This is a genomic window from Pseudonocardia wallangbongensis, assembly GCF_054486945.1.
Genome location: NZ_JBRERS010000020.1, coordinates 67,566 through 87,778 on the forward strand (window position 1 = coordinate 67,566; position 20,213 = coordinate 87,778).

Genomic DNA, 20,213 nt, shown 5'->3' on the forward strand with positions numbered 1-20,213 from the left:
CTACAGCACCGGGACGAAGCCGCCGACGGACACCTGCAGCCGGGCGAGCAGGTCACCCCACAGCCCGGTGACCAGCAGGACCCCGACCGCCACCATCAGTGCCCCACCGGCGAGCTGGATCGAGCGCGTGTGGCGGCGCAGCCAGCCGAGCGCCCGCACCGCCCGCGACGCGCCGAGCGCGATGAGCACGAACGGCACTCCGAGCCCGGCGCAGTACGCGATCGTGAGCACGACGCCCCGCAACGAGCCGCCACCGGTGCCCGCGGCCACCGCCACCACGCCCGCGAGCGTCGGGCCGATGCACGGCACCCAGCCGAGGCCGAACACCGCACCCAGCAGCGGAGCGCCCCAGAGGCCGGCCCGCGGCACCCAGTGCACCCGCTTCTCGCGCTGGAGCACGGGCACGAGGCCGACGAACGCCAGGCCCATCACGATCATGACGACACCGCCGGCGCGCTGCAGCACGGCCTCGTTGGCCACCAGCGCGTCGGCGAGCCAGACGACGCCGGTGAGGATCGCGCCGAACACGACCGTGAAGCCCGCGACGAAGAGTGCGGCAGCGCCCGCGACCCGGAACCGGCCGGACCGGCGCTCCTCGGCATCCGACGGCGTGGCGGGCGGGGCGTCGGCGCCGACCAGCCCCGCGAGGTACGCGAGGTAGCCCGGGACGAGCGGGACCACGCAGGGCGACGCGAAGCTGACCGCGCCGGCCAGCACGGCCACGGCGGCTGCGAAGAGCAGCGGTCCGGAGACCGCGAGCGTCGTCGAGGGGTCCATCACCCATGAGGGTAGGCCGCGTGCTAGGAGACCCCCGCACCGGGTTCTACAACGTGTAGTGGATTGTCCCGCCCCACCCCGCCCTCGTCGACGAGACTTCACACACCCAGGACCGGCTGCTGGATGTGTGAAGTTGGCCGGAGGGCCGCTCAGGGCCGCTCAGGGTGCGGGGGGCGGCTCGGACTGCAGGCGCTGGACCAGCGGGATCAGCTCGGGCACTCGGACCGCCGTCAGGAACACCGCGGCCACCCGGTGCTGCTCGTCGAGCACGAGCGTGGACGGCACGGTGTTGCGCGGGTACCCGCTCAACTGCGCCAGGACGCGACCGGGCGGATCGAAGATCGAGTCGAACGTGACGCTCCGGTCGCGGACGAAGTCGGCGGCGGCCTGGCGCTCGTCGCGGACGTCGATGCCGAGCACGGGGGCGCCGGTCTGCTCCTGCACGAACTGGAGGCCCGGCATCTCCTCGCGACAGGGGCCGCACCACGACCCCCAGATGTTGACGATCACGACCTTGCCCCGGTGGTCGTCGAGGCCGACCGTCGCCCCGTCGCGCAGCAGGCTGTCGCCGGAGATGCCCCGGACCGTGCCCCGGCTCTCCGGAGGGTCGTAGAGGATCGTGGTCTGGCCACCGGGCGCGACGAACTGGAACTCGCCACCGGTGGCCACCGCGTCCTTCGTCGCGGAGCAACCGGCGAGGAAGAACGCGATCAGCCCGATGGCGAGCAGCCGGGTCATGCGCCCGTCCGCCTCGGATCGCTGGACCCCGCCGGCTCGGTGTAGCGCAGCTGGGTGAGCTCGGTACCGGTGAACACGAGCGAGGTGAGCGACGCGAGCCCGCACTGCCGGCGCCGCGGGTCGTGCCACAACCGCTGCCCGGTGACGAACCGGCGCACCGTCCAGATCGGCAGCTGGTGCGACACGCACACCGCCTCGTGCCCCTCCGCGAGCAGGCGAGCCCGGTGGACGACGGCCAGCATGCGGTGCGCGACCTGCAGGTACGGCTCCCCCCAGGACGGGGTGAAGGGGTTGCGCAGCAGTGGCCAGTGGCGCGGGCTGCGCAGCGACCCCCCTCCCACGGAGACCGTCTTGCCCTCGAACCGGTTGTCCGCCTCGAGCAGCCCGTCGTCGCTGAGCACCTCCAGCCCGTGGAGGCCTGCGACCGGCGCGGCGGTCTCCTGCGCGCGCTCCAGGGGGGAGGCGAGCACGGCCGTCACGTCGGAGTCGGCCAGCGCCTTGGCGACGATCTCGGCCTGGTTGCGGCCGTTCTCGGAGAGGTGGAACCCGGGCAGCCTGCCGTAGAGGATGCCGGACGGGTTGTGCACCTCCCCGTGGCGCAGGAGGTGCACGACCGTGCGGGACCCGCGCTGTGACGTCGATTCGCTCGCACGCTCGTTGATGGGCCTCATTGGCCCGCCTCCGCAGGCGGGGTCGCCGTCGCCGCCGCCTTCGCCGCCGCGGGGAGCGCGTCGGCGATCACCTGCCAGGTGTCGTCGTCGAGCGCCGCGGAGACGAACCACGCCTCGAACGCGCTCGGCGGCGCGTAGACCCCGCGATCGAGCAGGGCGTGGAAGAAGCCGGGGAACCGCCAGGTGGCGGCGGCCTGGGCACCGGCGTAGTCGTGCACCTCGCCGTCGGCGAAGAAGACCGACAGCAGGTTGCCCGCGAACTGGACGCGGTGCGGCACGCCCTCGGCGCTCAACGCGTCGCCGATCAGGCCACCCAGCCGGGAAGCGTTGGCGTCCAGCGCGGCGTAGACGCCGGCGTCGGCGTGGCGCAGGGTCGCGAGGCCCGCGGCAACGGCGACGGGGTTCCCGGACAGCGTGCCGGCCTGGTAGACCGGGCCGGCCGGCGCGAGGTAGGCCATGTGCGCCGCGGGTCCGCCGAACGCCGCGGCGGGCAGGCCGCCGGACATGACCTTGCCGAACGTGTAGAGATCGCCCGCGACGCCGTCGAGCCCGAACCACCCGGAGGCGGACACCCGGAACCCGGTCATCACCTCGTCGACCACGAGCAGCGCACCCGCGGCGTGGCAGATCTCCCGCAGCCCGGCGTTGAAGCCCGGGCGGGGGGCGACCGCGCCCATGTTGCCGGCCGCCGCCTCGGTGATCACGCAGGCGATGTCGGCGCCCCGCTCGGCGAACACCGCCCGCACCGCGTCGAGGTCGTTGTACGGGAGCACGATCGTGTCGGCGGCCTGCGCGCCGGTGACACCGGGGCTGGTCGGCAGGCCGAGCGTGGCCACCCCCGAACCGGCCTGGGCGAGCAACGCGTCGACGTGCCCGTGGTAGCAGCCCGCGAACTTCACGACGCCGCGGCGGCCGGTGATCCCCCGGGCGAGCCGGATCGCGCTCATGGTGGCCTCGGTGCCGGAGTTGACCAGCCGCACCTGGTCGACGGGGTCGACCCGGCCGATGATCTCCTCGGCGAGCTCGACCTCGGCGGGCGTGGGCGCACCGAAGGACAGGCCATGCCCGGCCGCCGAACGCACAGCGTCGACCACGGCGGGGTGCGCGTGCCCGAGGATCATCGGACCCCACGAGCTGACGAGGTCGACGTAGCGGTTCCCGTCGGCGTCGGTGAGCCAGGGGCCGGATGCGGACACGAGGAACCGCGGCGTGCCACCGACCGCGGAGAACGCCCGCACCGGGGAGTTCACCCCGCCGGGGATCGCGGCGGACGCCCTGTCGAACAGGCGCCGCGAAGCCTCGGTACGCGCGGCGGCCTCCGGGCCGGACGGGATCGGCGAGCTAGCCACGAGGGCCAGTCTCACATCCGCCGACCCTCGGGTGGGGCCCGGGCGGGGTGTCCGCCTAGCGCGCGCTCCGGAACCAGCGGCTCGGCTCCGGCAGGAACGTGATGATCGTGCCGCCGACCGACGCCGCCACGACGATCAGGAGGAACACCAGGCTGCCCATGTCTGCGGCGGCTCCGGTGAACAGGCTGGCCAGCAGCAGCAGGGTGAACCCGACCGTCATGACCGTCAGGATGATGCGCGCCCAGCTGCGCCCCATGAAGGTCAGCACGGCGAACAGGACGTAGAGAACGGCCACCACGAGGATGACGGCGGCGACGCCCCGCAGGGCCGTGACGGCCATCTCGGGCGTGAGCCCCGCCTGCGCCAGCTGGTCCTCGTACCCCGCCGGGATCGCGTCCACGTTCAGCGGCGCGGCCAACAGGAGCACGCCCACCGCCAGGAACGGCAACGAGCTGAGGATCAGCAGCACCAGCGAAAGGATCATGAGCCCGGGCCGGGAGACGCGCTCACCGTCGTCGGGCCCGAGGCCTGCGGCATCACCAGCGAACGGGGTCCCGGCGTAGTGACCGGGCTGGCCGTAGGGGTTGTACTGCTGTTGCTGGCCGTACTGCCCGGGCTGGCCGTACTGCCCCGGTTGGCCGCCGTACTGGCCGGGCTGGCCGCCGTACTGACCTGGTTGGCCGGGCTGGCCGTACTGACCCGGCTGTCCGTACTGGCCGGGCTGTCCGTACTGCGGCTGCCCCTGCTGCGCGTACGGGTCGTACGGGGGTCCCTGGCCGTACCCGGGCTGCTGGGGCTGCTGCCCGTACTGGCCGGGTTGGGCGTACTGCCCCGGTTGGCCGTACGGCTGCTGCCCGTACTGGCCCTGCTGCGGATAGGGCTGTTGGCCGTACTGACCGGGCTGGCCGTACTGCTGCGGCTGCGCCGGTTGCTGCGGCTGGGCGGCCGGCTGCTGAACGGTGGAACCCGACTGCTCCGACCCGTCGCCCGCCGGAGGGGCACCCGACTGCTCGTCGGGCTGTTGTCCCCCGCTGCGGGGGTCGGAGGGTGTGCTCACGGCGTCACCGTAGGTCTGCGTGTCCGCGACTGTCCACGCGAGCTCAGTCCTTGCGGTTGTGGATGTCCTCGGACATCCGGACCAGTGCGTAGTAGAACTCGAGCGTGACCCTGAACAGGATCAGGGCGAACAGCGAGAAGATCCCGCCGACGACCAGCGCGAGGAGACCGGGGCCCACGCCCTGGGCGAACCCGCCGATGAGCGCACCGATGTAGAACAGACCGATCAGGACCATCCCGACGATGTAGAGGATCTTCACCACGGCCGGGGTGGCGAACGAGTTGAACTCGAAATCGAAGAGGGCGGCGAACGGGCTGCTCCCCTGCGCCTGCGGGCCACCCGGCTGGCCGGGGGGCGGGCCGAAGCCGCCGGGCTGCTGCTGCCCCGGCTGCTGGTATCCGCCCCACGCGGGCGGAGGCTGCTGCTGCTGTTGCTGCCCGAACCCGCTCGGGTACGGCGGCGGCTGCTGGCCGCCCTGCCAACCCTGCTGGCCCGGCTGGCCCGGCTGGTACTCGCCGGGTGCTCCCGGGTCATTGCTCATCGCGGTTCCTCCACCTTGATCAAGGGGCCGTGATCGTAACGCCTGTGCCCGAACTGTGCCGGTGCACCGTACGAACTGGCGGTTGCGACCGGCTCACAGCCGGGCCGCGACCTCCGTGGCCCAGTACGTCAGAACGATGTCGGCACCCGCCCTGCGGATACCGGTGAGAGTCTCCAACACGGCACGGTCGCGCTCGATCCACCCGTTCGCGGCGGCCGCCTCGATCATCGCGTACTCGCCGGAGACCTGGTACGCGGCCACCGGGACGTCGGACACCTCGGCCACCGCGCGCAGGACGTCGAGGTAGGCCATCGCGGGCTTGACCATCACCATGTCGGCGCCCTCCTCGAGGTCGAGGGCCAGCTCGCGCAGCGCCTCACGCACGTTGGCGCCGTCCTGCTGGTAGGTCCTGCGGTCGCCCTTGAGCTGCGACTCGACGGCCTGCCGGAACGGCCCGTAGAACGCGGACGTGTACTTCGCGGTGTAGGCGAGGATGCCGGCGTCGGTGTGGCCCGCGGCGTCGAGCGCCTCCCGGATCAGGCCGACCTGACCGTCCATCATCCCGCTGGGCCCGACCACGTGGGCGCCCGCTTCGACCTGGGCCACCGCCATGTCGGCGTAGACGGCGAGGGTGGCGTCGTTGTCCACCCGGCCCTCGGCGTCGAGCACGCCGCAGTGGCCGTGGTCGGTGAACTCGTCGAGGCAGGTGTCGGCCATCACGACGATGGCGTCGCCCACCTCGGCGCGCACGTCCCGCAGCGCGACGTTCAGCACGCCGTCCGGGTCGATCCCGGCCGAGCCGGTGGCGTCGTACCGGGTCGGCACCCCGAACAGCATCAGCCCACCGACACCCGCCTGGACCGCCTCCACGGCGGCCTTGCGCAGCGAGTCACGCGTGTGCTGCACGACCCCCGGCATCGACGGGATCGGCACCGGCTCCGCGGCGCCCTCCTTGACGAACATCGGCAGCACCATGTGCCGCGGCCGCAGGTCCGTCTCGGCGACGAGCCGGCGCAGGGCCGGGGTGGTGCGCAGCCGCCGGGGTCGGTGGGTGGGAAACGCCATGAACCCAGCCTACGACCGGCCGCGGTCGCTTCCTCAGGCCGATTGCAGCAAAGCCACTTCCACGCAACGTGCCTGCGTGAAAGTGGCTGCGCCTCCCCCGGCGAGCCCCCGCCTTGCTTCGCCGCGGCGACGGCTCCCCGGAAGTGCGTTTGGGCTGCAATCGGGAAGGCTTATCGGCGGCGGGCCTTCACCTTCCGCGGCGGCGGGAGGGCACCCTCGGCGCGGAGCTTCGCCGCGTGGGCGGCCAGCGCGTCGACCAGGGCCGGGACCCGCGCCTCGGCCGGCTGCACGTCGACCCGGAGGCCGAACTCGCGGGCGGTCTCGGCCGTCTGCGGGCCGATGCAGGCGACGATCGTGCGGGCGTGCGGCTTGCCGGCGATGCCGACGAGGTTGCGCACCGTGGACGACGAGGTGAAGCACACCGCGTCGAAGCCGCCGGTCTTGATGGCCTCGCGGATCGGGGCGGGCGGCGGCGCGGCGCGCACGGTGCGGTACGCGGTGACGTCGTCGATCTCCCAGCCGCGATCGCGCAGGCCCGCGGCGAGGGTCTCGGTGGCGATGTCGGCCCGCGGCAGCAGCACGCGGTCGACCGGGTCGAGCACGTCGTCGTAGGGCGGGAAGATGTTCAGCAGGCCCTCGGACGAGGACTCCTGGCCCTCGTCGATGGACGGCACGAGCTCGGGGTTGATGCCGAAGGCACGCACCCTCTCGGCGGTGGCCGCCCCGACGCAGGCGATCTTGACGCCGGAGAACGCCCGGGCGTCGAGCCCGAACTCGGCGAACTTCTCCCACACCGCGCGCACCGCGTTGGTCGAGGTGAACACCACCCACTGGTAGCGCCCGTCCACCAGGCCCTTGACCGCGCGCTCCATCTGCGTGGGCGAGCGCGGCGGCTCGACGGCGATGGTGGGCACCTCCTCGGCGGTGGCGCCGTGCACCGCGAGGCGGTCGCTCATGGCGCCCGCCTGGTCCTTGGTGCGCGGCACGAGCACGCGCCAGCCGTACAGCGCCCGCGACTCCCACCAGGACAGCTCCGCGCGCAGGCCCACCTCGGCGCCGACGGTGACCACGAGGGCGCCGTCGAGCTCGATGGCGTCCGTGGCCATCGTCGCGAGGGTGCTCTGCACCGTCTTCTGCGTGGTGTGCGTGCCGTTCACGGTGATGGCCACCGGGGTCTGCGCCGCGACGCCGTGCTCGGTGAGCGAGGCGGCGACCTCGGGCAGGTGCGACGCGGTGGCGTGCAGCACGAACGTGCCAGGTGCCGCCGCGAGCCGCGGCCAGTCGACGCCGGCCCGCACGTCGGCCTCCACGTGCGCCGAGCCGAGCGGCACGCCGGCGTACGCCGGGACCGCGGTGCCCGCGGGCACGCCCGGGACGACGTCGAAGGGCACGGCGGCAGCGGCCACCGCGATGGCCTCCTGCACGACCGAGTCGACGGTGAGCGGGTCGCCGCTGACGAGCCGTGTGACGCTGCGGCCGGACTGCACCTCGGAGACGAGGTCCTTCGCGACGTCGTTCGGCTGCCCGACCGCCGGCCGTACCTCCGCGCCATCGGCGACGAGTGCCAGCACCTGGTCCGGGACGTCCGAGTCGGTGATGACGAGCGGCGCGCCCGCGAGGGCCTCGCGCGCTCGGACGGTCAGCAGGCCGGGGTCGCCGGGGCCACTGCCCACGAAGGCGACCCGTCCCGGGTTGGGTGAAGGTGTCATCTCGAAACTCCCGATCCAGCGTTTCTCGGAAGGGCGTCGAGGCCCCCCATGTCGAGTAGCTCCGCGGCCAGCGCCGCGCCGAGCTTCTCGGCGTCGTCGATGTCTCCGGTGACGGAGGCGCGCAGCAACGCCCCGTCGATCGTGCCGACCACCGCTCGCAAGGAGATGCGGTCGACGGCGTTCCCGTCGTCGTCCAGATCCGAGACGACGTCGGCCAGTGCCCCGATCGGCGCGCTGCAGCCCGCCTCGAGGGTGGCCAGCACCGCGCGCTCGGCGACCACCGCGGCCCGGGTGGGCGCGTCGTCGAGGGCCGCGGCGAGGGCCTTGCCGAGCTCGCGGTCCTGCGCCCGGCACTCCACTGCGAGCGCCCCTTGGGCGGGCGCGGGCAGCATCTGCAACGGGTCGAGCAGCTCGGTGGCGTCGGCGAGACGCCCCAGCCGGGCCAGCCCGGCGGCCGCGACCACCACTCCGTCGAGCTCACCCGATGTCACCTTGCCGACCCGCGTGTCGACGTTGCCGCGGATCGCGACGACGTCGAGCCCCAGGCCCAGTGCATCGAGCTGCGCGATGCGCCGGGCCGCGCCGGTGCCGATCCGCGCGCCGGGCGGGAGCTCGCCGAGCACCATCCCGTCACGGGCCACCAGCGCGTCGCGGGGGTCCTCCCGCTGCGGAACGGCGGCGAGGTGCAGCCGCGGGTCCGGAGCGGTGGGGAGGTCCTTGTACGAGTGCACGGCGACGTCGACCTCGCCGCCCGCCAGCGCATCCCGCAGCGCCGACACGAACACGCCGACGCCCAGCTGCGCGACCGGCGCCGAGGAACGGTCACCGGACGTGCTGATCCCCACCAGCTCGCACTCGTGGCCGGCCGCGCGCAGCCGGTCGGCGATGATCCCGGTCTGGGCCATTGCGAGCGCGCTCGGCCGGGTGCCGATACGCAACCTCATGCGTCCTGCCCCTCGTGGGAGTCGGTGCGGACCTCCAGCGCGGCGAGCACATCACCGCTGCGCTGGACGGCCACCGCGTTGGGCGACTGCGGGTCGAGCTCGAACAGGGCCCTCAGCGCGGCCGCGTAGCTGTCGCCGTCGGGCCCCTCGGCCAGCCGCTTCACCTGCACGGTGGGGGTGTGCAGCAGCTTGTCGACGACCCGGCGGACGCTGCGGCCGAACTCCTCGCGCACCTTCGGCTCGAGGTCGGGCAGCCGCGAGTCGAGCCGCAGCAGCTCGGAGTCGATCACCTCGGACGCGCGCCTGCGCAGCGCGGTGACGGTGGGGGTGACCTCGGCGGAGCGCTGGGCGGCCAGGTAGGCCTGCGCCTCCTCGGCCACCAGCTCCTGCGCCGCGGCGACCGCGACGCCCCGGGCGCCGGACGACAGCCTGCGCTGCAGGGCGGCCAGGTCGACCACGTCGACGCCCGGCAGCCCGGCCACGCCCGCGTCGACGTCGCGGGGCAGCCCGAGGTCGCAGATCGCGAGTGGCCGTCCGGCCCGCTCGGCCACCGCCTCGGCAACGGTGTCGAGCTCGACCACCGTGCCGACGGCGCCGGTGCACGCCACCATCAGATCGGTCGTGGCCAGCTCGGCGACCAGCGCGTCGAGGCCTGCGGCCCGCGCGGGCGTGCCCTGCTCGCGGGTGTTCTCGGCCAGCCGCTCGGCCCGCTCGGCCGACCGGTTGAGCACCACGATCTCGGCGACTCCCGCCCGCCGCAGGTGGGCGGCCGCGAGAGCGCCCATCGCGCCGGCCCCGACGACGACGGCCCGCCGCCCGGCGAGGTCACCGAGCCCGGTGGAGACGTCGGCGAGCGCCTCGGAGACGACGGATGCCCCCGCCGTGTCGATCCCGGTGCTCGCGTGCACGCGCTTGCCGACGCGGAGGGAGTGCTGCGCGAGCTCGTGGAGCGCGCGGCCGACGGTGCCGGCCTCGTCGGCGGTGGCGTACGCGGTGCGCAGCTGGCCGAGGATCTGGGCCTCGCCGACCACCATGGAGTCGAGGCCGGCCGCAACCGCGAAGAGGTGCTGCACGGCCGAGCCCGCGTAGTGCACGAAGACGTGCTCGGTGAGCTCGGTGAGCGACATCCCGGAGTGGCGCGCGAGCACGGCGGAGACGTCGGCGAGACCGCCGTGGAAGGCGTCGACGACCGCGACGACCTCGATGCGGTTGCACGTGGACAGCAGGAGGGCCTCCGACACGTGCGGCCCGCGCAGCAGCTCCTCGAGCAGCTTCGGGACCTCGGTGGCCCCGACGGCCGCGCGTTCGAGCACCTGCACCGGCGCGCTGCGGTGCGAGAGACCCACCACCAGCACACTCATCGCTCGGCCTCGCTGCGCTCGGCCGGCCCGTCGGGAAGCAGCGCAGCGCGTAGGCGCTGTGACATCGATTCGCTCGCAAGCTCGCTCATGACAACATCCCTCCCGCTCCGTTCACGGGGTGGCCGTTGACGGGGGTGACCTGCTCTGCGGCTGCCACGTGCTTGCGCGCCACGTGGAACGCGAGGATCTGCAGCTCGACGGCGAGGTCGACCTTGCGCACCTCGACCTCACCGGGCACCTGCAGCACGACGGGTGCGAAGTTCAGGATGCAGCGCACGTCCGCCTGGACGAAGAGGTCGCACACCCCCTGCGCCGCCGGCCCGGGCGTGGCGATCATCCCGATGGTGACGCCCCGCTCGGCGCACACCTGCGGGATCGCGCGGACGTGCTCGACGAGGATGCCGTTGATGTGGATGCCGACGAGGTCGGGATCGACGTCGAAGAGCGCCGCGACCGGGAAGCCCCGGCCGCCGAAGCCGCCGTAACCCGCGAGCGCGTGGCCCAGGTTGCCGATGCCGACGAGCGCGACGGCCTGCCGGTGGTTGAGCCCGAGCGTGCGCTCCAGCTGGCGCACCAGCGCCGCGACCTCGTACCCGACCCCGCGGATGCCGTACGAACCGATGTAGGACAGGTCCTTGCGGAGCTTCGCCGGGTTGACGCCGGTGGCGGCGGCGAGCTCGTCGCTGGACACGGTGGCGGCGCCCTCCTCCGCGAGCTCGCCGAGCTTGCGGAGGTAGACCGCGAGCCGGGCGACGCTGGCCTCGGGGATCGACCGCAGCCGGGCGGGCGAATCCTCGGAGCCGGCATGCGGCGGCTTCGTCACGCTCACGTCTCCTCGATGCTGCTGTGCCCGGTGATGCAGGCGGTGGCAGTGCACCGCCTCGCCTGATGGATTCGAGTCGAATACCCCGGGTCCGGGTGTTGACTGCGACTGGATTACACGGTAGTCGCTTGTGAACGCACGCACAAAGTTGCGATCTTGAACGTGGGTGTGTCCACGCGGTCGGTGAAGCACGCGTGACCGATGGTCGTCCCCCGACAGCCGCTCGTCGCGCCCGTCGGGCGGAATCCCGGCCCTGGTCGCCCCCGCCGAATGCGCCATGGCCGAGACCTCGGAGATCTCGGTCACGCCGTTTCCGCCGCCGTCGGACCCGAGGTCAGCGGGGCCTTCGACCGGACCGCCGGCGCCCTCCGGGCGGGTGGCCCGGCACGCCGGTCCGCGCTCGAGGACGCGCACCCGAAATCGATCGACGATCGGCCGTTCCGGACCGTCGAGCGGCTCAGGAGACCGAGAACGCGACGTCAGGCCACCCGGTCGCCCCGTCGGGGACGGGATCGGCGACCGCCTCGGTCTGGGTCACGCCGTCGGAGGCGGTGGCCCGGCTGCGCACGGAGTGACCGCCGGGCGCGAGGTCGAAGTCGGCGCGCCACATCCGCCAGGTGTCCCCGCTCACGTCCGTGGCGAGCTCGGCCTCCCGCCACGGCCCGCCGTCCATGCTGACCTCGACCCGCCCGACCCCCGTCGGCTGCGACCACGCGATGCCCGCCACCGTGACCCGCCCGGCCGGCAGCTCGGCGAAACCGCGCGGGCTGTCGATCCGCGACTGGGTCTTGATCGGTGCCTTCTCCGCCCACCCGCGCTGCAGCCAGAACCCGACCTTCGCGTCGAACGTCGTGAGCTCCAGCTCGGTGATCCACTTGGTTGCCGAGACGAAGCCGTAGAGGCCGGGCACGACCATCCGCACCGGGAACCCGTGCTCGAGCGGCAAAGCCTCGCCGTTCATGCCGACCGCGAGCATCGCGCCGCGGCCCTGCTCCAGCAGCACGTCCACCGGGGTGCCGGTGTACCAGCCGTCCACGCTCGTGGAGAAGGCCTGGTCCGCGCCCGGCCGCACGCCCACCTCCATGAGGAGGTCACGCAGGTCGACGCCCGTGAACGTGGCGGTGGAGATCAGGTCACCGCCGACCGGGTTGGACACGCAGGCGAGCGTGACCACGCGTTCGACGAGCGGCCGCGCCAGCAGGTCGTCGAAGGTCAGCGTCCGCTCCGCCTCGACCATCCCGTGGATGCGCAGCGACCAGTCCTGCGCCGCCAGGACGGGCACCCGCAACGCCGTGTCGATGCGGTAGAACTCGGCGTTCGGCGTCAGGAAGGTCGGGGTGCCGAGCTCCGGGAACGCGGCCGAGGCCGGGATCGCCGGGGCGCGCTCGGTGAGCCGGGCGGCCGCGAGCCGCGCCGTGACCGCCGCTCGCATGTCCCCCACACCGCGGCCGAGCCACGACCCCGCGACGCCGCCGGCGAGGGTGGCCACGCCCACCGCGGCGGCCGACCGCACCAGGAGGGCCCGGCGGCTCAGCCCCGCGGCCTGCGGCGGGTCCCCGGGGCGCTCCGCCGCGGCGAGCGCCAGCCGGTGCAGCCATCGGAGCACCGCCACGCCGACCACCAGCGATGCCGTCGGCGCGAGCATGTCGAGGGGCGCGAAGGACGGCTCGAACATCACGGCCGCCAGCCCGAGCACGCCGAGGACGACCACGACCCCGACCGCGGGCCCCGGGTGCCGGCGCGACGCCAGGCCCGCCAGGGCGGCGAGCCCCGCGATCACCACGGCCATCCCCGCCAGCAGCACCGGCTTGTCGGCCGTGCCGAAGGTGGCCTTCGCGAACTCCGTGAGCCAGTGCGGCGACAGGCGCACCACCGCGTCGCCGACGGCGAGGTAGGGCGACGACGCCGGTGAGACGAGCCCCGAGACCAGCTGCCCGGCGGCGACGGCGGCCGCGACGGCCAGCAGACCGAGGAGCGCCGCCCACCCCCGGGGGATCGCCGCGGCGCCGGGCTCGTCGACCCGGCGCGGTGCCTCCGTGGTGCTCACCGGACCAGTCTCACCCCCGGCGGCGCCGAAGGATGTGACGATCCGAGGACGGCTCAGTCCAGTGCCGCGCGCAGCCGGTCCTCCTCGACCCGCCAGAAGCCGTGCTCGCGGCCGTCGACCTCGATCACGGGCACGCGATCGCCGTACTCCGCGCGCAGCTCCGGGTCGGAGTCGACGTCCACGGTGGTCCAGCCCGCGCCGACGTCGCCGCAGATCCGCGCGACGTCGGTCTCGGCCGTGGCGCACAGCCCGCAGTCGGCGCGGGTGTAGACGGTGACCCGCGGCGCCGTCACAACCGCCCCGCCAGCTGGCGGCGCGCCACCTTGCCGGTGGGGGTGCGCGGCAGCGCGTCGATGAACTCGATCACGGACGGCACCTTGAAGCGGGCCAGCCGTTCGATGCAGTGCTCGCGCACCTCGTCCTCGGTCAGCTCGGCGCCCCCGGCCCGCACCAGGACCGCCTTGACCGCCTCGCCGGAGTTCTCGTCGGGTACCCCGACGACGGCGGCCTCGGCCACCGCGGGCAGCTCCGCGAGCACCGTCTCGACCTCGCGGGGGTACACGTTGAAGCCGTTGACGATCACGAGGTCGGACGAGCGGTCCACCAGGTGCAGGTCGCCGTCGTGGTCGAGGAAGCCGACGTCGGCGGTGCGGAACCAGCCGTCGGCGTCCGGGCCGCCCGCGCCGTCGGGCCAGTAGCCCGAGAAGAGGTTGGGCCCGCGCACGGCCACCAGCCCGGTGTCGTGCGCCGGGTCGGAGACGTCCTCGTCGATGTCCTCGGGGTCGGGGGCGGCGGCCGCCTCGATCGGCCGGCCCTCGCGATCGACGAGCCGCAGCTCCAGGCCGGGCAGCGCGCGTCCGACCGACCCGGGCTTCGGGGGGATACCGATCGCGTTCATCGTGAGCACCGGACCCGCCTCGGTGAGCCCGTACCCCTCGTAGATCGGCAGCCCGGTGACCGCCCGGAACTCCGCGAGCCACTGCGGCGGCAGCGGCGCCCCGCCGGACGTGCACAACCGCAGCCCGCCGGTGGCGGCGCGCAGCTCGGCGGCCGGGAGCTCGAGCAACGCCCGGAACATCGAGGGCACGCCCGCCATCGCGCTCACGCGGTGCCGCACGAGGACGTCGGACACGTGGGCCGGGTCGAAGCGCTCGGTGAGCACGACCGTGGCGCCGGCCCAGCAGGCCTGCAGGAGCCCGGCGGCGAGCCCGAAGACGTGGAAGAGCGGGATGGACAGCAGCACCCGGTCCACCGGGAGCACCGGCGCGGGTCGCAGCATGGCGGTCTGCTCGCGGTTGGCCAGCACGGCCCGGTGCGAGAGCTGCACGCCGCGCGGGCGGCCGGTCGTGCCCGACGTGTAGATCAGCAGGGCCAGGTCCTCGCCGCCCCCGACCGGCTCCCCGGCGGTCGTGCCGGCGTCGACGTGGAGATCGGGCGGCGGCAGCAGTGCGGCCCCGCAGCGCTGCGCCGCGTCGTCACCCTCCGCAGCCACGACGACCGCGGGCCGGCAGTCGTCGAGCACGATCTCGAGCTCCCGCGCCACCGCGACCGGCCCGAACGGCACGGAAACGGCGCCCGCCCGCAAGGCCCCGAGCACCGACACGCAGAACGCCGCCCCGTTGCCGAGGCGCACGAGCACCCGCTCACCGGCCCCGACCCCGGCCGCCCGCAACCGGGCGGCCTCCGCGCTCACAGCGGCGTCGAACTGCGCCCACGTGAGCGTGACGTCGCTGGTCACGTCCACGACCGCGGCGACGTCGGGCGTGCTGCGCGCCGCCCGCGCGACCAGATCGGCCACGTGGTGCGGGGTCCCGTCCTGCGGGCTGCCGGTAGGGCTGTCCACGGTTCTCCCAAGGGTCGGCGCCGAGCCGGATGGCCTAGCAGGCGAGTCTGGCACGAACCGGCCCTCCCGACGGCCGCGACGCCCGGTGCTCCGGCACGCCCCTGCACCCGCGACGACACGCGGAAATGCATGACACTGACCGCGCGTAGTCGGCCGCTCACCGGATCAAGAGCGCGGCGAACGGTGGTGCGTGCTTGGCCACACCTGGCCGCCCGTATGCTCCGCCGCTACAGCCATCTCAACGGCCGACCCACGAGAACGTCGCGAAGCTCACCCGAGGGAGTGGCATGCAGCCTGTCGCCACCGGCGCACCGCGGGCCGACCCGACGGACGCCTGTGCGTTGCGCAGACGCTCGACACGGCGTCCGGACCGTCGGCGCACCGAACAACGACTTCGTCCCAGGGCCTGCCGGGAGCCATGACCCGTCCCGCGCGACAGCCTCGGCTGCTCCCCACCGAGACCACCCGGTCCCCAGCGGGTGAAGAGGTAGAAATGCTTCCGACCACAGCTTCCCGCGTAGGTTCCCCCGGCCCACCCCAACAGGGCGCTCCCCAGCCCCCGCTCCCCCTCCCCCGACGGCACAGCCCGGGCGAGTCGGCGCCGGCTGCGGACGATCGGAGCGCCCGACCGCACGGCACCGAGCCCGCGCCGCCCGAGGAGACCGGCGGCGCGTGGGCACTGGTGAAGGCGGCCCAGGAAGGCGACATGGTCGCCTTCGGCGATCTCTTCGACCGCTACTACGACGTCGTCTTCCGCTACGTGCTCTTCCGCACCAACGATCGCACCCTGGCCGAGGACCTCACCCAGGAGACGTTCGTCCGTGCCCTCCGCCGCATCTCGTCGGTCAGCTACCAGGGCCGGGACATCGGTGCGTGGTTCGTCACGATCGCCCGGAACCTGATCTTCGACCACGTGAAGTCCAGCCGGTACCGGCTGGAGCAGACGACGAACGAGATCATCGAGCTCTCGCCGAGCACGGGCGGTCCCGAGCAGCAGGTGCTCGACGGAGCCACCAACGACGAGCTGCTCCGCTGCGTCCGGAAGCTCAACCCCGACCAGCAGGAATGCATCCAGCTCCGCTTCCTGCAGGGCCTGTCCGTGGCCGAAACGGCGGAGATCATGGACCGTAACGAGGGCGCCGTCAAGGCCCTTCAGCATCGAGCGGTCCGGCGGCTCGCCCAGCTGCTCCCGGAGGGTCTCCGATGATCAGCGGCGATATCGCATCAACCGCCCGCCGCGTTACAGGTGCGGCGAATGAACGACTCAATGCGGTGAACGGTCCTGGATCCGTAACCCCCTGCCGTTCCGCTCGTTGTAGAGCTGAACGCCGCGCCGCGCAGGCCTGCGGCACCGGTACAGACAGCGCAGGGATGCAGTGAGGACGGCCAACATGCCCGCCGGACAGGGCAAGGACGCAGAGCGGTTCGCCGCCGCCGTGGAGTCGGGGACACCCCTCGGCGCCGCGGGCGACGACGATCTCGCGCGGGAACTCGAGATCGTGGCCATGCTGCAGTCGCGGGGTGCGGAGTTCGCGCCGGACGCCGAGACGAAGGCCCGGGCAAAGCAACGCCTCATGGCCGTGCTCGCAGCGGAGCAGGGCGGGCCGCGGCCCGCTCCCCGGCCCGTCGCAGCGCCACCGGCCGCGGCCGAGCGCACCGCGCCCCTCGGCCGCCTCGCCGAGCACTCGGACGTGGATCCCGCGGCCGAGACGACGCTGATGGAGCCGGTCACGGCCGAGTCCGGACCCGACTCCGACGCGGACCCGGGCACGGTGGCCGAGCCGATCCCCCTCCACGGTGGCGGCCGGGCGGGTCGCCGCGCCCGGCACAGCCTCGGTGGCCGCGCCCGGCGGCCGGTCGCGGCCGGGATGCGCGGACGCGTGGTGTTCGTCGGTGCGGCCGCGGCCGCGGCGATGCTCGCGATCGCCAGTGGCGGGGTCCTCGCCAGCAGCAACGCGCTGCCGGGCGACACCCTCTACCCGGTCAAGCGCGTCGCGGAGTCCGCAGGCCTCGCTCTCACCTTCGACGACGCCAGCCGGGCGCGCCGCCACCTGGAGATCGCCGCAATCCGGCTCTCCGAGGTGGAGCGGCTCGCCCACGACTCGCAGTCGGCTCCCGCACCCGGCGTGTACACCACCGCGATGGACGACTTCGACACGTCCACCAACGAGGGCTCCGAGCTGCTGCTCTCCGCCGCCGAGACCGACAAGGGCGGCACCGCGGCCGACGACCTGCACAAGTGGGCCGAAGAGCAGTCCGACCGCCTCGCCGAGCTGGAACCGGCCCTGCCCGCCACGGCGGATGCCGACGAGTCGAAGGAGCTCCTCGAGCGGCTGCTCGGCAAGACCCCGGGCTCCGACGACAACGACAACGACTCGCGCGACGGCGCCGACGAGGACTCCGACAAGTCGGGTTCCGAGGATGCCACCAAGGACTCCACGTCCACCCCGGACGACGAGGACTCGTCGGACGCGAGCAAGACCGACGAGCCGTCGCGCAGCTCCGACGACACCACCGATCGCAAGAAGCCGCAGCTGCTGCCCGACCTCGCCCCGAACAAGACCAAGGACGAGGACTCGGAGGAGTCATCGGGTACGGCCACCGAGGACGAGGACAAGCCGTCGACGTCCGACGAGAACTCGGGTGACGACGGTGACGGCAACCTGTCCGTGCCGCTGCCGCTGCTACCGCCGGTCAAGCTGCCTCCGCTGGTGCCGGGCATGCCGGGGATCACCATCGGTTGAGTCACGACAGCTCGAAGGCCGCCGTGGGGACGCGTCCCACGGCGGTTTTCGCGTTGCACGTGATGTCACGGTCGGCTGTCCACCGGTCACCGAACCGGCCTCGTCCGTCTACCCGCCGACAGTAGGCTGGGATGTCGAAGACCCACGGAGGCCCGTAGGTGGTTGAAGAAGAACCTCGCGTACCGCTGTCTCCCACCGGCGCCGGGGAGCTGAGTGGAGCCACGGAGACGCCGGGTGTCGTCGGTTCCGCCACCGCCTCCGATCCCGCGGTCCGCGCCGGTGAGGCCGCCGCGGCGGCCGCCGTGGCCGCCGGTGACAACGGCCCGCCCGACGTCCCGCTCACCGACCTCACCGCGGCCGCGTTCTTCGACGTCGACAACACGATGATGGTCGGCGCATCGATCTTCCACTTCGCGCGTGGGCTCGCCGCGCGGAAGTTCTTCACCACGGCCGACCTGATGGGCTTCGCGTGGCAGCAGCTGAAGTTCCGCATCGGCGGCCGGGAGACCACGTACTCCACCACCACCGGCCGCGACACCGCGCTCTCGTTCGTCGCGGGCCGGCCGGTGGCGGAGATCACCGCCCTCGGCGAGGAGATCTACGACGAGCTGATGGCCGACCGCATCTGGGCGGGCACCCGCGCACTCGCCCAGATGCACCTGGACGCGGGCCAGCGGGTCTGGCTCGTCACCGCCACCCCCGTCGAACTGGCCCTCATCATCGCCCGCAGGCTCGGGCTCACCGGCGCGCTCGGCACGGTCGCCGAGAGCGTCGACGGGCTCTACACCGGCCGGCTGGTCGGCGAGATCCTGCACGGACCGGCGAAGGCGCACGCGGTCCGGGCGCTGGCCGTCACCGAAGGGCTGGACCTGCGCCGCTGCACGGCCTACTCCGACTCCGTGAACGACGTCCCGATGCTCTCCGCCGTCGGCACCGCGGTCGCCGTCAACCCGGACTCCGAGCTGCGGGACGTCGCGAAGGAACGGGGTTGGCAGGTCCGCGACTTCCGCACGGGCCGCAAGGCGGCCAAGATCGGCATGCACTCCGTGCTCGGCGCGGGCGCCATCGCGGGCGCCGTCGCGGCGGGGCTCGCCGCGCGCCGGCGCTGACGACTCGATGATTTCCGGTCCCGCGGGCAGTCGTACCTGCAACCACCCGTTCCGGAGGACCCGTGCTGATCATCGCAGGCTGGCTGCGCCTCGACCCGAGCGCCCGCTCCGACTACCTCGACTCGTGCGCCGCCGTCGTCACGCAGGCCCGGGCCGCACCCGGCTGCCTCGACTTCGCCCTCACCGCCGACCTGCTCGACCCGGGGCGCATCAACGTCTACGAGCGGTGGGAGTCCGACGAGCAGCTGCTCGCCTTCCGGGGTAGCGGACCCCCCGACGCGCAGACCGCACACATCCGTGACGCCGACGTGCGCAAGTACCGCGTCTCGGCGGTCGAGGCGGCCTGAGTCGGGCACCGGGGTCGCGGCTCCAGCTGGTCCGGCTAGTGTCATGAGTCGTTAATTCTCAATATAATTTCTGGTAGCCTTCGTCGATGGCGAGGACGGGTCGACCGACCGCGAAGCTGGTGCTGTCGGACGAGGAGCGACAGACGCTGCAGCGGTGGGCGCGGCACCCGAAGAGCGCCCAGGCGCTCGCGCTTCGCGCCAAGATCGTGTTGGCGTGCGCGGAGGGCACGACCAACAAGGATGTGGCGGCGCAGTTCTCGGTGACCGCGCAGATGGTGGGCAAGTGGCGGGCCCGGTTCGTGGCGGAGCGGCTGGCCGGGCTGTCGGATGGAGACCGGCCGGGCCGGCCGCGCACGATCAGCGACGCCCAGGTCGAGCAGGTCGTGACCGCCACCCTGGAGCAGGCGCCGCCGGACACGGGCACGCACTGGTCGACCCGGATGATGGCCGCCCGCACCGGGCTGACCCAGACCGCGGTGTCACGGATCTGGCGGGCGTTCGAGCTCAAACCGCACGAGGTCGACTACTGGAAGCTGTCCACCGACCGAACTTCGTAGACAAGCTCTACGACGTCGTCGGGCTCTACCTGGACCCGCCCGAACGAGCCTTGGTGCTGTGCGTGGACGAGAAAACCCAGGTCCAGACGCTGGACCGGTCCGCGCCCGTGCTGCCGACGATGCCCGCCGACCCCGAGCGGCAGACGCACACACCTACATCCGCCACGGCACGACCAGCAGCTCCTGGCTCAACCTCGTGGAACGGTTCTTCGCCGAGCTCACCACCCGGATGCTGCGCCGCGGCGTCCACCGCAGCGTCGCCGAACTCGAAGCCGACATCCGCGCCTGGATCGAACACTGGAACGACAACCCGCGGCCCTACACGTGGACCAAGAGCGCGGAACGGATCCTCGACTCGATCGGCGCCTACTGCCAACGGCTTCTTAAGCCGACTAACGGCTCAGGACACTAGTGTCCCGAGTCGTTAATCCGCGCCTTAATTGCTGGTAGTCTGGCTCGATGGCGCGGACGGGTCGGCCAGTCGCGGAGCTGGTGCTCACTGAGGATGAGCGGGAGACGCTGAGCCGGTGG

The 20,213-nt window shown here is 73.2% G+C and carries 18 protein-coding genes and 1 pseudogene; 5 read left to right on the forward strand and 14 right to left on the reverse strand.

Going from position 1 to position 20,213, the window contains the following annotated elements:
* From ACU436_RS39965 to ACU436_RS40030, 14 genes are all read right to left on the reverse strand, one after another.
* Window positions 1-777: a cytochrome c biogenesis CcdA family protein gene (locus ACU436_RS39965; RefSeq protein ID WP_459032351.1), complete on the reverse strand. Its 777-nt coding sequence runs from the start codon at window positions 775-777 to the stop codon at window positions 1-3.
* Window positions 778-936: 159 nt separating this feature from the next.
* A complete protein-coding gene (locus ACU436_RS39970; protein ID WP_459032352.1) occupies window positions 937-1,515 on the reverse strand; it encodes a TlpA family protein disulfide reductase in 579 nt (192 codons plus the stop codon).
* Entirely contained in the window at window positions 1,512-2,186 is a 675-nt protein-coding gene (locus tag ACU436_RS39975) for a histidine phosphatase family protein (protein ID WP_459032353.1), read from the reverse strand. Before ACU436_RS39975 ends, ACU436_RS39970 begins: the two co-directional genes overlap by 4 nt.
* A complete protein-coding gene (hemL, locus tag ACU436_RS39980; protein WP_459032354.1) occupies window positions 2,183-3,535 on the reverse strand; it encodes a glutamate-1-semialdehyde 2,1-aminomutase in 1,353 nt (450 codons plus the stop codon). The genes ACU436_RS39975 and hemL overlap by 4 nt, the downstream gene beginning before the upstream one ends.
* Before the next feature lie 55 nt (window positions 3,536-3,590).
* Window positions 3,591-4,592 (reverse strand): hypothetical protein, encoded by a 1,002-nt coding sequence (locus ACU436_RS39985; protein WP_459032355.1) that lies wholly within the window; start codon window positions 4,590-4,592, stop codon window positions 3,591-3,593.
* A gap of 43 nt (window positions 4,593-4,635) precedes the next feature.
* On the reverse strand, window positions 4,636-5,133 hold the full coding sequence (locus ACU436_RS39990) for a DUF4282 domain-containing protein (RefSeq protein ID WP_459032356.1): 498 nt from the start codon (window positions 5,131-5,133) through the stop codon (window positions 4,636-4,638).
* A gap of 93 nt (window positions 5,134-5,226) precedes the next feature.
* A complete protein-coding gene (gene hemB / locus ACU436_RS39995) occupies window positions 5,227-6,198 on the reverse strand; it encodes a porphobilinogen synthase (protein ID WP_459032357.1) in 972 nt (323 codons plus the stop codon).
* Window positions 6,199-6,368: 170 nt separating this feature from the next.
* Complete coding sequence (locus ACU436_RS40000; protein WP_459032358.1) at window positions 6,369-7,907, reverse strand: bifunctional uroporphyrinogen-III C-methyltransferase/uroporphyrinogen-III synthase; 1,539 nt, start codon at window positions 7,905-7,907, stop codon at window positions 6,369-6,371.
* Complete coding sequence (gene hemC, locus ACU436_RS40005) at window positions 7,904-8,851, reverse strand: hydroxymethylbilane synthase (protein WP_459032360.1); 948 nt, start codon at window positions 8,849-8,851, stop codon at window positions 7,904-7,906. The genes ACU436_RS40000 and hemC overlap by 4 nt, the downstream gene beginning before the upstream one ends.
* Complete coding sequence (locus ACU436_RS40010; RefSeq protein WP_459032361.1) at window positions 8,848-10,212, reverse strand: glutamyl-tRNA reductase; 1,365 nt, start codon at window positions 10,210-10,212, stop codon at window positions 8,848-8,850. Before ACU436_RS40010 ends, hemC begins: the two co-directional genes overlap by 4 nt.
* An 85-nt stretch (window positions 10,213-10,297) precedes the next feature.
* Window positions 10,298-11,035, reverse strand: coding sequence for a redox-sensing transcriptional repressor Rex (locus tag ACU436_RS40015; RefSeq protein WP_459032362.1), 738 nt, complete (start codon window positions 11,033-11,035; stop codon window positions 10,298-10,300).
* A gap of 457 nt (window positions 11,036-11,492) precedes the next feature.
* Complete coding sequence (locus ACU436_RS40020; RefSeq protein ID WP_459032363.1) at window positions 11,493-13,082, reverse strand: molybdopterin-dependent oxidoreductase; 1,590 nt, start codon at window positions 13,080-13,082, stop codon at window positions 11,493-11,495.
* Window positions 13,083-13,135: 53 nt separating this feature from the next.
* A complete protein-coding gene (locus ACU436_RS40025) occupies window positions 13,136-13,375 on the reverse strand; it encodes a glutaredoxin family protein (RefSeq protein WP_459032364.1) in 240 nt (79 codons plus the stop codon).
* Window positions 13,372-14,925, reverse strand: coding sequence for an AMP-binding protein (locus tag ACU436_RS40030; protein ID WP_459032365.1), 1,554 nt, complete (start codon window positions 14,923-14,925; stop codon window positions 13,372-13,374). Before ACU436_RS40030 ends, ACU436_RS40025 begins: the two co-directional genes overlap by 4 nt.
* A 493-nt stretch (window positions 14,926-15,418) precedes the next feature.
* Between ACU436_RS40030 and ACU436_RS40035 the strand changes: the two genes are divergently transcribed.
* The 5 genes and pseudogenes from ACU436_RS40035 to ACU436_RS40055 all read left to right on the forward strand — a co-directional run bounded on the left by ACU436_RS40035 (window position 15,419) and on the right by ACU436_RS40055 (window position 20,094).
* Window positions 15,419-16,132, forward strand: coding sequence for a sigma-70 family RNA polymerase sigma factor (locus tag ACU436_RS40035; RefSeq protein ID WP_459032367.1), 714 nt, complete (start codon window positions 15,419-15,421; stop codon window positions 16,130-16,132).
* Between the two features lie 184 nt (window positions 16,133-16,316).
* Window positions 16,317-17,669 carry a DUF5667 domain-containing protein gene (locus ACU436_RS40040; protein ID WP_459032368.1) on the forward strand — a complete coding sequence of 451 codons (1,353 nt, stop codon included), beginning with the start codon at window positions 16,317-16,319 and terminating at the stop codon, window positions 17,667-17,669.
* Window positions 17,670-17,878: 209 nt separating this feature from the next.
* Complete coding sequence (locus tag ACU436_RS40045; RefSeq protein WP_459032375.1) at window positions 17,879-18,778, forward strand: HAD family hydrolase; 900 nt, start codon at window positions 17,879-17,881, stop codon at window positions 18,776-18,778.
* 62 nt (window positions 18,779-18,840) lie between these two features.
* Window positions 18,841-19,125, forward strand: coding sequence for a putative quinol monooxygenase (locus ACU436_RS40050; RefSeq protein WP_459032369.1), 285 nt, complete (start codon window positions 18,841-18,843; stop codon window positions 19,123-19,125).
* 86 nt (window positions 19,126-19,211) lie between these two features.
* A pseudogene (locus tag ACU436_RS40055) lies at window positions 19,212-20,094 on the forward strand (IS630 family transposase).
* Window positions 20,095-20,213 lie beyond the last annotated feature (119 nt).

Bases quoted from the DNA above. Each gene is read 5' to 3' on its own strand.
- ACU436_RS39965 (WP_459032351.1), bottom strand. From the start codon at position 777: ATGGACCCCTCGACGACGCTCGCGGTCTCCGGACCGCTGCTCTTCGCA.
- ACU436_RS39970 (WP_459032352.1), bottom strand. From the start codon at position 1,515: ATGACCCGGCTGCTCGCCATCGGGCTGATCGCGTTCTTCCTCGCCGGT.
- ACU436_RS39975 (WP_459032353.1), bottom strand. From the start codon at position 2,186: ATGAGGCCCATCAACGAGCGTGCGAGCGAATCGACGTCACAGCGCGGG.
- ACU436_RS39990 (WP_459032356.1), bottom strand. From the start codon at position 5,133: ATGAGCAATGACCCGGGAGCACCCGGCGAGTACCAGCCGGGCCAGCCG.
- hemB (WP_459032357.1), bottom strand. From the start codon at position 6,198: ATGGCGTTTCCCACCCACCGACCCCGGCGGCTGCGCACCACCCCGGCC.
- ACU436_RS40000 (WP_459032358.1), bottom strand. From the start codon at position 7,907: ATGACACCTTCACCCAACCCGGGACGGGTCGCCTTCGTGGGCAGTGGC.
- hemC (WP_459032360.1), bottom strand. From the start codon at position 8,851: ATGAGGTTGCGTATCGGCACCCGGCCGAGCGCGCTCGCAATGGCCCAG.
- ACU436_RS40010 (WP_459032361.1), bottom strand. From the start codon at position 10,212: ATGAGTGTGCTGGTGGTGGGTCTCTCGCACCGCAGCGCGCCGGTGCAG.
- ACU436_RS40035 (WP_459032367.1), top strand. From the start codon at position 15,419: ATGCTTCCGACCACAGCTTCCCGCGTAGGTTCCCCCGGCCCACCCCAA.
- ACU436_RS40040 (WP_459032368.1), top strand. From the start codon at position 16,317: ATGCCCGCCGGACAGGGCAAGGACGCAGAGCGGTTCGCCGCCGCCGTG.